Below are 12,878 nucleotides of genomic sequence, written 5' to 3'. Positions count from 1 at the left end.
ACGCTCCGCGTCCGCTCTCGAATGTGGCGCAGATGTGTGCCCAAGCTCCAGCGTTATCCACGCGGAGCGATGGGCACGATCAGTATCAGAAAGGGCCATGCGCTGACGCGTCATGGCCCCTTTTTCCTACGCAGTGAGAAGTGTCTGACTTACGGTCCGGCCATCCATCTCGCCAAACTGTGTCGGCCACTGACGCCAAGCTTGGCGGTTGCGCGTTTCAGGTAGGTTTCCACCGAACTGTTCTTGAGGTTCAGTCTTTGTGCCATCTCTGCAACCGAGCCACCGGTCAGCAGGCCGATGCAGACTTCCTGCTCGCGCGCCGACAGCGTGATTGCGTCCTGCGCCAGACGCCCGCTGAACGCTTCATCGATCGAGCCAGGCTCGGATTCGATCTTTTCCGCAGCAGATTGCACCAGCAGCTGTGAGTGGTGCTCGACCAGCGGCAATAGGGTGTCGGAGAGACTCTTGAGCAATGACAACTCGGTCAGCGAGAAAGCTTTGGAACCGGCCAGTCGATAAAAGCAGATGATGCGGCGCAGTTCGCCGCTGCTGGACACCAGGCTGCAGACCTGAATGTCACGACGTGCCGATTTCTGTCCAACAGGCACTCGGGTCTGAACCAGCAGAGAGGCGTCCATGTGCACGATGCTCTGCAGCAACGATTGCTGAAGGGTTTCAGATGCGCAGATATCGTGCTGAACGCCCGCACCACCCAGGCGGGTCACGCGCTCGACACCTGACTGAGCCGCATCAAGCGCCCACTCGCACAGAACAATCCCCTGGACCGAGACCAGCGTGTCGACCAGTTGCAACATTTGCCCGGCAAATGACGAGCTGCCAGTGCTGGAAACCAGTTGGCCGAGTTCCTGATAGAAACGCGGGTCGTGGCTGGCATTCGGCGAGCGTGTCGATTTCATCTTTTAGCCTCCTTGACTCTGTCCGTGCATGAGCGCCGCCCTGACATTGACCTTCGACAGGGTGACGGCAGATACAGCGGATGATTCGGCGTATTCAACCGAAGGATCCATCCGACGTCTGTAGCAGAAAACAGGGACAGGCCTGCCACCCCATTTCGCACGCTGGACAGGCAAGGACAGAGATCGGTGGATGCAGCAGCATCCCGTGCAGGGGCCGAGGCGTCTAGGTCGGACAATTGAGTAATGGCTATGAGCCAGCGTCCGGGTTAAGCGGGACATACAGTGTCAACATGCCAGTGCTTCAATTCCTGACTAAATTTCCAGGAAGGACTTTGAGACATGTCGGCCACTGATTTGTTCCCCCTGACCGCTGCCCAGCGTGACATCTGGCTGGACCAGATCAGCCATGGCGACTCGCCTCTGTATAACGTCGGCGGCTACGTAAAGCTGGTCGGTCATGTCGATCTGGACCTGTTGCACCGTGCATTCGAGCAACTGGTGGCCGCACATGATGCCCTGCGCACGGTCCTGTTGCCGGGGGCAGGTGCCGACGGTTTGCCGATGCAGCGCTACGCCGATTTCTTCCCGGTGTCCATGCCGCTTCACGATCTGCGTGACCACCCCGAGCGAATCAGTGCCGCTCAGGCTTTGATTCGCGAGCAGATGCAGCGTCCTTATGCCTTGGATGGCAGCCCGCTGTTCCGGTTCTGCCTGGTGCGCGCGGATGAGGATCAATACTGGCTGGGCATTCAGGCCCATCACCTGATTCTCGATGGCTGGGGCTTCGGACAATTGCTCAAGTCACTGGCCGAGCAGTACACCGCGCTTTGCGAAGGCGACAGCCTTGATCTTCAAGGGCCGTCCTACGGCGACTTCATCACCGATGATACGCGTTATCACGACTCGCCTCGTTATGCGCGGGACAAAGCCTACTGGCTGGACAAATATCGGGATCTGCCGGAGCCGCTGCTGGTGTCCCGCTACCACAACCGCAGGTCCACCGACCCGGCGCCGTCCCATAGCTGTGTACTGGCGTTCCCGGCCGCATTGCACATGCGCATGAATCAGTTCGCCGAGCGCTGCGGCGCCTCGGCGTTTCACGTTCTGCTGGCTGCGCTGCACGTTTACTTCACCCGTACGGCACAGCGCGACGACTGGGTGGTCGGCTTGCCATTGCTCAACCGCACGGGCGCACGCTTTAAGGCGACACTGGGGCATTTCGCTCAGGTCAGCGCGGTGCGCATGGCCTTCGCGCAGGAGTTGGATTTCACTGCGCTGGTCACCGAAGTGCGTGACAGCCTCAAGCGCGACTTCCGTCACCAGCGCTTTCCGTTGAGCGAGCTCAACCGCACCCTGGGCGTGTCCCGTGAAGACCGGGCGCAGTTGTTCGAGGTCTCGGTCTCTTACGAGCAAGACAATTACGACTACCGTTTTGGCGACATTCAGGCGCAGGCCGTGAAAGTCTCCAATGGCTATGAGCCGACGCCTCTGGCCTTGCACATGCGCACCAACAGGTTCAGCGATCAGGCGTCGTTGCACGTGGTCCATCACCGCGCCTGGTTCGATGATGCGCAAGCCCAGTCGATCGGCGAGCGGCTGCTGCAGGTCATCGAGCAGGCGCTGGAAAACCCTGCATTGCAGGTCAGCGCGTTCGATGTGCTGACACCTGCCGAACGCAGACAAATGAGCCGTTGGAACGACACCGAAACAGTGTCAGCCAGTCAGCTGTTGATTCATCAGCGTATCGAGCAGCATGCCCGTCATTGTCCGGAAGCCGTGGCAGCGATTTTCGATGGTCAGAGCCTGACCTACAGCCAGCTTGACCGCAGTGCCAACAGCATGGCACGACGACTGATCGAGTCGGGCATTGTGCCGGACGACCGCGTTGCGGTGGTCTCACGCCGAGGGCTGGACACGCTGGTCAGCCTGCTGGCCATTCTGAAGGCCGGTGCCGCTTACGTACCGGTTGACCCCGCGCATCCACGCGAGCGGCTGGCTTATCTGCTGAACGACAGCGCGCCGTCGGTGGTGCTGACGCGTGCAAACCTGCGTGAGCGTCTACCGGAACTGAGCCAGCCGGTGATCGAGCTGGACCACTGCCATGAAGACCGTGGCTCCGACATCAAGCCCAACATTGTCTCGTTGCGCAGCAGCCATCTGGCGTACGTGATTTACACCTCAGGCTCTACCGGCCAGCCCAAGGGCGTCATGGTGGAGCACAGAATGCTGGCCAATCTGGTGGACTGGCACTGTGAGGCGTTCAAGCTGAGTGCAGGCGGGCATGCGTCCTGTCTGGCAGGCTTCGGTTTCGACGCGATGGCCTGGGAGATCTGGCCGACCCTGTGCGCAGGCGCAACGCTGCATCTGGCCCCGGTTCAGGAAAATGGCGATGACGTCGATGCGATGTTGCGCTGGTGGCTGAAGCAGCCGCTGGACGTCAGTTTCCTGCCGACACCGGTTGCCGAATACGCGTTCAGCCTCGATGAGGATCACCCGACGCTACGCACCCTGTTGATCGGCGGCGACCGTCTTCGTCAGTTCGCCGAAGACCGCCGCTATGCCGTCGTCAACAACTATGGCCCCACCGAAACCACGGTGGTTGCGACCTCCGGCCTGGTGCAGGCCGGTGCATCGCTGCACATTGGCGGTCCGATCGCCAATACCCGGGTCTACGTACTGGACGCGCAACTGCAAAAGTTGCCGGTCGGGGTGACGGGTGAGCTGTACATCGGTGGTTCGGGTGTAGCGCGTGGCTATCTCAACCGCCCTGCAATGACCGAAGAACGCTTTCTGGCCGATCCCTTCAGCCTGGCCCCGCAGGCGCGCATGTACCGCAGCGGCGATCTGGTGCGCTGGAATGCCGACGGCACGCTGGATTACCAGGGCCGCAACGATGATCAGGTCAAGATTCGTGGCATGCGCATCGAACCCGGCGAAATCGAAGCGGTGATCGCCAGCCAGACCGGCGTCAAGGAAGCCGTGGTGCTGGTGCGCGACGAGCAATTGCTGGCGTGGTTTACCGAAACCTCGTGCGTGGACACCGACGAACTGCGCCAGGCCCTGCGCGCCCGATTGCCGGCGTACATGGTGCCGCGCGCGTTTACCCGTCTGGACGTCCTGCCGCTGACCGGCAACGGCAAGCTTGACCGCCGAGCGTTGCCGAATCCTGACCCTGCCAGTCTGCTGGGCCAGGCGTACGAAGCACCGGAAGGCGAAGCCGAAATCGCCATGGCAGCTGTCTGGGCACAGGCGCTGGGCGTTGAACGGGTAGGGCGGCATGACAACTTCTTCGAACTGGGTGGCCATTCGCTGCTCGCGATCAAGCTGGTAGAGCGCCTGCGTGCTGCCGGGCTCAAGGCTGATGTGCATGTGTTGTTGTCACAGCCAACCGTAGCTGCACTGGCGGCGAGCAGGGCGGATATCCACGAACAGGCTGTACCGCCCAACGCCGTGCCACCGGGTTGCGAACGCATCACCCCGCAGATGCTGAGCCTGACCTGTCTCGATCAGGCCGCGATAGACCGCATCGTTGGCAGCGTTCCGGGCGGCGCTGCCAATGTGCAGGAAATCTACCCGCTGGCACCGCTGCAGGAAGGCATTCTCTATCACCACCTGTCTGCCGAACAGGGCGACCCCTATCTGCTGCAATGGCGTCTGGCGTTCGACAGCCCGGAGCGCCTGAACGCGTGGGCCGATGCCTTGCAACAGGTCATCGATCGTCACGACATTCTGCGCACCGCTGTGGCCTGGAAAGGGCTTGAGAGCGCCCAACAGGTGGTCTGGCGCAAGGCCGATCTGCTGGTCCAGCAGGTCAACCTCAACAGCGCTGCCGATGAGCACGCTGCCGACTCCGTGATGGATCATCTGCACCAGCAGTTCGACGCCCGTCATCATCGTATGGACCTTTCCCAGGCGCCGTTGATGCGTCTGGTTCATACCCATGATCCGGTCAACGGTGAAGTCGCTGCCGTTCTGTTGTTCCACCATCTGGTGCTCGACAACGCCGCGATGGAAATCGTCACTCGGGAAATGGAAGCACTGCTGCTCGAACCACAAACCCGTCTCGCTGCGCCGGTGCCATACCGTAACTATGTGGCCCATGTGCGCATGGCCAATGATGACGCGCGACACGAAGCGTTTTTCAGCGACATGCTGGGGGATGTAGACGAGCCGACCCTGCCGTTCGGGGTGCAGGACGTGCGTTCCGACGGCGGTGATGTCGAGCAGGCCCGACGGGTACTCGACAACGATCTGGCACTGCGTCTGCGCGAGCAGGCCCGCCAGCAAGGTGTCAGCGCAGCCAGCCTGATGCACGCCGCCTGGGCCCGCGTGCTCGGGGTCATCGCCAACCGTCGTGATGTGGTCTTCGGCACGGTGCTGCTGGGTCGCATGCAAGGCGGCGAGGGCGCAGACCGGGCGCTGGGTGTGTTCATCAATACCTTGCCGCTGCGGGTTGATACCACACGCAACGCCCGTCATGCCGTGAAGGCCGTGCATTCAAGGCTGTCGGCCCTGATTGCCCATGAACAGGCATCGCTGGTGCTGGCTCAACGCTGCAGCGGCGTGGCTTCCGGCGCGCCGCTGTTCAGCGCCTTGCTCAACTACCGCCACAGCGCCGAAGTCCGGCCTCGCGACGGCGAAGGTGTGTGGCAGGGCGTACGCGTTCTGGGCGGCGAAGTGCGCAGCAATTACCCGCTGACTCTGAGTGTGGACGATCTGGGCGAAGGGTTCGACCTGCATGTGCTTGCGCGGCATGGCATGGGGGCCGAGCGCATCGCCGGCTGGATGAACAACGCTGTGACGCAACTGGTGCAGGCGCTGGAACAGGGCTTGCCCGAGCCGCTGGAAAGCCTGTCGATTCTGGAAACGGCCGAGCGGGAACGCGTGTTGACGGCCTTCAATGCCAGTGCACGCAGCTTTGCCGAAGGTCTGACGGTGCACGCGCAGGTCGAGTCCTGCGCCGCAAGCGATCCGCAGGCTCAGGCGGTCGTACAGGGTGACGAAATACTGACGTACGCCGAACTGAACCAGCGAGCCAACCGCCTTGCACACCACTTGATCAGCCTGGGCGTGAAACCGGATGAGCGTGTTGCGCTGTGTCTGCGTCGCGGTGCAGGCCGTGTGGTCGGCATGCTGGCCATTCTCAAGGCTGGGGCCGCCTACGTTCCGATAGACCCGGCGTACCCGGCAGAACGTATCGCCTGGCTGCTGGAAGACAGCGCACCGCGCGCCGTCTTGACCGAAGACTCGACGGCCAGTCTGGTGGGCAACGTAAGTCAGGTGAATCTGGACCTTGGCGTCCGGCACGAAGCAGCCGACAGCAATCCGCAGGTGGCAGGCCTCAATGACCGTCATCTGGCCTATGTCATTTACACCTCCGGCTCTACCGGCCAGCCCAAGGGCGTGATGGTCGAACACCGCACCTTGAACAATCTGGTGCATTGGCACTGCCAGGCATTCGACCTGCACGCAGGCAGCCACACCAGCACCGTTGCCGGTTTCGGCTTCGACGCCATGGCCTGGGAAGTCTGGCCAGCGCTCTGTGCAGGTGCCGTGCTGCATGTGCCGCCTGCCGAAGTCGCCAATGAGCACGTCGACGAACTGCTCGACTGGTGGCTGGAGCAACCGCTTCAGGTCAGCTTTCTGCCAACGCCGGTGGCCGAGCAGGCGTTCGGCCGTGCACGTCAGCATCCGACCCTGCGCACACTGTTGATCGGCGGCGACCGCCTGCGCCAGTTCGACAAGGACCCCGGTTTTGCGGTCATCAACAACTACGGCCCGACGGAGACCACCGTGGTCGCGACGTCGGGGCAGGTGATTCCGGGCGCGCAATTGCACATTGGCGGCCCGGTAGCCAACACCCGCCTGTATGTGCTGGACGAGCAACAGCAACCGGTGCCGGTCGGTGTGATCGGCGAGCTTTATATCGCGGGCGCGGGCGTTGCCCGTGGCTACCTGAATCGCCCGGACCTGACCGAAGAACGATTCCTCGCCGATCCGTTCTGTGCTGATACCCAGGCACGTATGTATCGCAGCGGCGATCTGGTGCGCTGGAACAGCGATGGCACGCTGGATTACGTGGGTCGCAACGACGATCAGGTCAAGATTCGCGGCATGCGAATCGAACTGGGCGAGATCGAGACGGCACTCGCCAGTCAGCCCGGCGTGAAAGACGCCGTGGTGCTGGTGCGCAACGAGCGTCTGCTGGCCTGGTTCACCGAGACGGCAGAGGTGGACACCGATGCGCTGCGTCTGGCACTGCTGGACCGGTTGCCGGGTTACATGGTGCCATTGGCGTTCATGCTTCTGGCGGCCTTGCCCCTGACCAGCCACGGCAAACTCGACCGCCGGGCCTTGCCGGACCCTGAGCTCGCCGATCTGACGGCGACTGTCTACGAAGCGCCGCAAGGTGAAAATGAGGTCATCATCGCCGGGCTCTGGGAGCAGGTGCTGGGCCTGGAGCGCGTCGGGCGCCATGACAACTTCTTCGAACTGGGCGGGCATTCGCTGCTGGCCGTGAGTCTGGTCGAGCGGATGCGCAATGCCGGCCTGAGTGCCGATGTGCGCGTTCTACTCGGTCAGCCGACCGTCGCAGCACTGGCCGCATCGGTCGGCAACGGTCGTGAGATCGTGGTGCCGGACAACCACGTGCCCACCGGCTGCACACGCATCACGCCGGACATGCTGAGCCTGACGCGCCTGGATCAGGCCGCCATCGAGCGCATCGTTTCGACGGTGCCGGGCGGCGCTGCCAATGTGCAGGAAATCTACCCGCTGGCGCCGCTTCAGGAAGGCATCCTGTACCACAACCTGACGGCTGAGCAGGATGATCCTTACCTGCTGCAATTGCGTTTGAACTTCGACAGCATGGCTCGCCTGCAGAGCGTTGTCGCAGGCTTGCGCAAAGTCATCGCCCGCCACGACAGCCTGCGCACCGCCGTGATCTGGGAAGGCCTGGAAGCGCCGCAGCAAGTGGTATGGCGGCATGCCGAACTGTCGGTCGAGGAAGTCTTCGACCTGACACATCCGGCCCCCATGGACCTGGGCCGTGCGCCGCTGATACGGCTGGATTACAACCGTAACCCGGCGCGCGAAAGCATTTCTGCCACGCTGCTGTTTCATCACATTGTGGTCGACGCGACAGCACTTGAAGTGATGCGCGAGGAATTGCTCACGCATCTGCGCGGCGAGCCTGAAACCACGCTGCCTGCCGTTCCTTATCGCAACTACGTGGCGCAGGCACGTCTGGGCGTCAGCGAGGCCGAGCACGAGGCGTATTTCCGCGAGCAACTGGGCGACATCGACGAACCGACCCTGCCGTTCGGGTTGCGTGATGTGCAAGGCAATGTGCAGGGCGATGGTCGCTGCATCGAAGAACACCAGCACACACTGCCCGACGAACTGATGCACCGCCTGCGCAGCCATGCACGGCAGCTGGGCGTCAGTGTCGCCAGCCTGTTCCACCTTGCCTGGGGCCGGGTTCTGGGTGCCGCGACCGGCAATGACCGCGTGGTGTTCGGCACGGTATTGCTGGGTCGTCTGCAAGGCGGTGCCGGTGCAGACCGTGGCATGGGCATGTTCATCAACACCTTGCCCGTGCGGGTGGATCTGGATGAGGTCAGTGTGCGTGATGGCGCACGCGCCACTCATGCGCGTCTTGCCACATTGCTGGGGCATGAGCACGCGTCTCTGGCTCAGGCTCAGCGTTTCAGCGGCGTGGGCACAGCGTCACCCTTGTTCAGCGCCATCCTCAATTATCGCCACAGCGCAGGTCAGGCAAGACAGGATGCCCAGCGCGACAGCTGGCAAGGCCTTGAGATTCTGGCCAGTGAAAAACACACCAACTACCCGTTGAGCCTCAATGTCGACGACCTGGGCGAGTCCCTGCGGCTGTCTGTCACTGTCGCGCCCAAAGTGGGTGCTCAACGCATCTGTGGCTACATACAGCAGGCGCTGACCGGGCTGGTCGATGCGCTGGACAACGAGCCTGATCTGCCTGTGCTGGAGTTGCCGGTACTTGACGCACGTGAGCGCCAGCAATTGCTGGTCGGGTTCAACGCGACGGCCACCGCCCATGACCCGGAACAGACGCTTCTTGACCTGTTCAAGGCTCAGGTTGCCCGCACACCGGAGGCCATCGCCGTACTGGCGGAAAATGCGCAGTTGAGCTGGCAACAGCTCAACGAGCAGGCCAACGCCCTGGCTCATCACCTGATCGATCTGGGCGTGCAACCTGATGATCGGGTTGCGATCTGTGTCGAGCGCGGTACGCCGATGGTGATCGGCCTGCTGGCCATTCTCAAGGCGGGCGGTGCCTACGTGCCGCTCGATCCGGGTTATCCCCGCGAGCGGCTGCATTACATGCTTGAAGACAGCGCGCCGAAAGTGCTGCTGGTGCAGGCCTCGACCCGCAAGCTGCTGGAAAACGAGCAGGTGTTGCGCGTTGATATGGACGCACCGGACTGGAGCCACGAACGTCTTCATGACCCTGAAGTCGCCAGTCTCACTGCCCGTCACCTGGCCTATGTGATCTACACCTCGGGTTCCACCGGCACACCGAAGGGCGTGATGGTCGAGCATCGCAACCTGGCGAATCTTGTGCGCTGGGGCTCACTGCTGTGCCCGGCGACGCCGCACGGCAGACTGTTGCACAAGACGCCGATCAGTTTCGACGCGTCGGTCTGGGAGATTTTCTGGCCACTGTGCAGCGGGCTGCCGCTGGTGCTGGCCCGTCCGGACGGGCAGCGTGATCCGGCCTATCTGTCCCGTTTGATCCGCGAACGGCAGGTCAGCGTGGTGCAGTTCGTGCCGGTGCTGCTTCAGCAGTTCCTCGAGCTGCCGGACAGCAGCCAGTGTCACAGCCTGACCGACATCGTCTGCGGCGGCGGTGAATTGACGGCTGCGCTGGCCGAGCAGGTGCGCCTGCGGCTGCCGTGGGTGCGTCTGCACAACGTATACGGACCCACGGAAACCACCGTCGATTGCAGCTTCTGGACGCTTGACCCGCAGATGCCGCTGCCGGAGACCACGCTGCCGATTGGCCGTCCGGTCAGCAACACGCGTCTGTACGTGCTCGACACGCATGATCAGCCGGTGCCGCAAGGCGTCATCGGTCAATTGCACATCGGCGGTGCAGGGGTCACCCGCGGTTATCTGAACCTGCCGGAACAGCAGGCCGAGCGCTTCATTGACAGTCCTTTCGTTGAGGGCGATCGCCTGTATCGCAGCGGCGATCTGGTGCGCCAGCAGGCCGATGGCAATCTGGAGTTTCTCGGTCGCAATGACGATCAGGTAAAAATCAACGGACTGCGGATCGAGCCGGGCGACATTCAGGCCTGCCTGATTCGTCACCCCGGTATCGAGCAGGCGGTGGTCATGGTGCGCAACGAGCAGCCGGGCGGTCAGCGGCTGGTGGGGTACTACACCGGTGCGCCGCAGTCAGTCGAGGCTCTGCGCGATGCACTCCGCAAGGATCTGCCGGATTACATGGTGCCGGCCCTTTACGTGCACCTCGATACCTTGCCGCTGAGCCCCAACGGCAAACTGGATCGTCACGCGCTCCCGGTGCCGGGCGCCGACGCGGTGCTGTCCAGACCTTATGAAGCGCCGGAAGGCGAGATGGAAAACCTGCTGGCCGAACTCTGGAGCGAACTGCTCGGAGTCCATAACGTGGGTCGACACGACAACTTCTTCGAGCTGGGCGGCCATTCGCTGCTGGCGGTCAGCCTGACCGCGCGCCTGCGTCAGGAAGGCCTTGAGGCCGACGTCCGCGCACTGTTCGAGCACCCAACGCTGGCGGGCTACGCAGCCATCACAGAGAACATGGAGATTATCCTGTGAGCATCAACGAACTTCTGGCGACGCTGAAAGCCAACGACATCCACCTGACGGTCAAGGACGGTCAACTGGTGGTGCAGGGCAATCGCCGCGCACTGACGGATAAAGGCCTGCTGGACAGCCTGCGTGAACACAAACCGGCGCTGATCGAGCGCCTCGAACAAGGTGATGCGCTGACCACCCGACGTGGCACGCAGAACTTCCCGGAAAACGCCATTCCGAGCGGCTGTACCCACATCACCCCCGACATGCTGACGCTGGTAGTACTCGACCAGCCAGCCATCGATCAACTGGTCCAGGCCATACCGGGCGGTGCTGCCAACATCCAGGATCTGTATCCGTTGGCGCCGTTGCAGCAGGGCATTCTGTATCACCACGTTACGGCGACCCATGGCGATCCGTATGTGATGCAGGTGGAGTTCGCCTTTGCCGACCGTGAGCGTCTCGATGCCTTTGCACTGGCGTTGCAAACGGTGATCGCACGCCACGACATTCTGCGCACTTCGGTGCACTGGGACGGTCTGGATACGCCGGTGCAGGTGGTCTGGCGTCATGCGGAACTGGTCGTCGATACATTGCAGAGCACGGCAGGCATCCTGCTGGATTTGGGACAGGCACCGTTGATCCGCCTGATCTGCAACCCGAACACCGACGACGGCGTCAAGGCGACCCTGGTGTTTCACCACATCGCCATGGACCACAGCGCGCTGGAGGTGGTACGCCACGAAATTCAGGCGTGTCTGTCCGGACAGGCCGAAGCACTGGGCACCCCGGTGCCGTTCCGCAACTACGTGGCGCAGGCACTGCTGGGCGTCAGCGAAGCTGAGCATGAAGCGTTCTTCCGCAGCATGCTGGCCGACCTGGATGAACCGACACTGGCGTACGACCTGCAGGACCTCAGTGGAGAGGGCGGCGACATCGGCGAATTCACGCTGGCGCTGGACCCGTTGCTGTGCCAGCGGCTGCGCAATCAGGCACGCACGCTGGGCGTCAGCGTCGCCAGCCTGTTCCACCTGGGCTGGGCGCGTGTACTGGCTGGCCTGACAGGGCGTCAGCGCGTGGTTTTCGGTACCGTGCTGATGGGTCGTCTGCTGGGGGCCGAGGCCACCGAACGGGCGCTGGGGATCTTCATCAATACCCTGCCGTTGCGTCTGGATCTGGGCGATCAGGACCTGCGAACCGCGATTCGCGCCACGCATCAGCGCCTGACCACGCTGATGCGTCATGAGCATGCGCCACTGGCGCTGGCCCAGCGTTGCAGCGGTGTTGCAGCACCTACACCGTTATTCAATGCCTTGCTTAACTATCGCCACAGCGCGCCTGCCGAGGCGGGCAGCGAGACCTGGCAGGGCATCCAGGTATTGCATGCACAGGAACGCAGCAACTACCCGCTGGTGGTCAGCGTCGATGACCTGGGTGAAGCGTTCAGCCTCACGGCCCAGACATCACCGCAAATTGACCCGCAGCGCATTTGCGCTTATTTGCAACGTGCGATGGAACATCTGCTGGAAGCGCTGGATCAATCGCCTCTGACCTTGGCCGAACAGCTCGACATTTTGCCGCTCGAAGAGCGCACGCACCTGCTGCAGCACTTCAATCCGCAGCCGTCTGACTTCGCTGGCAGCCTGACGCTGCAGCAGCGTATCGAACAGCACCCGCCTGAATCGGTTGCCGCACAGGTAGGCGAGCAATCGTTGAATTACGGCGAGCTGAACCTGCGTGCCAACGCGCTGGCCCATCACCTGATCAGCCTCGGCGTGCGCACCGACGACCGCGTGGCCGTCATGGCCCGTCGCGGCCTCGATACGCTGGTGGCCATGCTCGCGGTGCTCAAGTCGGGGGCCGGTTACGTGCCGGTGGATCCGTCGCACCCTGACGAGCGCATCGCTTATCTGCTGAGCGACAGCGCACCGAAAGTGGTGCTGACCCAACAGGCATTGCTGGCTCGCGTGCCGGAACTGGCTGCGCCAGTGATTGCCTTCGACCAGCCAACCTGGCCGGAACGTCTGGACAACCCGCAGGTGACGGGACTGACCTCGTCGCATCTGGCTTATGTGATCTACACCTCAGGCTCCACCGGCCAGCCGAAAGGCGTGATGGTCGAGCATCGCACGCTGAACAACC

General features: G+C 62.6%; 3 protein-coding genes. 2 read left to right on the top strand and 1 reads right to left on the bottom strand.

The annotated features are described in order from the left end of the window. Positions 1 to 149: 149 nt before the first annotated feature. Positions 150 to 917: a helix-turn-helix transcriptional regulator gene (locus QRN20_RS23960; protein WP_029242697.1), complete on the bottom strand. Its 768-nt coding sequence runs from the start codon at positions 915 to 917 to the stop codon at positions 150 to 152. Between the two features lie 339 nt (positions 918 to 1,256). On the opposite strand from QRN20_RS23960, the gene QRN20_RS23955 reads away from it, so the two are divergent. Together QRN20_RS23955 and QRN20_RS23950 are read left to right on the top strand one after the other, a co-directional pair. Beyond that, a complete protein-coding gene (locus QRN20_RS23955) occupies positions 1,257 to 10,757 on the top strand; it encodes a non-ribosomal peptide synthetase (RefSeq protein ID WP_285361390.1) in 9,501 nt (3,166 codons plus the stop codon). Continuing rightward, the coding region (locus QRN20_RS23950) for a condensation domain-containing protein (RefSeq protein ID WP_285361389.1) at positions 10,754 to 12,878 on the top strand (2,125 nt) is incomplete at its 3' end. The genes QRN20_RS23955 and QRN20_RS23950, both read left to right, overlap by 4 nt.

Origin of the sequence: Pseudomonas sp. fls2-241-TYG-175, assembly GCF_030209155.1 — a bacterium.
GTDB lineage: Bacteria > Pseudomonadota > Gammaproteobacteria > Pseudomonadales > Pseudomonadaceae > Aquipseudomonas > Aquipseudomonas viridiflava.
The sequence above is the reverse complement of the archived record's forward strand: the minus strand, read 5'-3'. Positions and strand labels throughout refer to the sequence as shown.

Excerpts from the sequence above, each read along its gene's own strand:
- QRN20_RS23960 (WP_029242697.1), bottom strand. The coding sequence starts at position 917 with ATGAAATCGACACGCTCGCCGAATGCCAGCCACGACCCGCGTTTCTAT.
- QRN20_RS23955 (WP_285361390.1), top strand. The coding sequence starts at position 1,257 with ATGTCGGCCACTGATTTGTTCCCCCTGACCGCTGCCCAGCGTGACATC.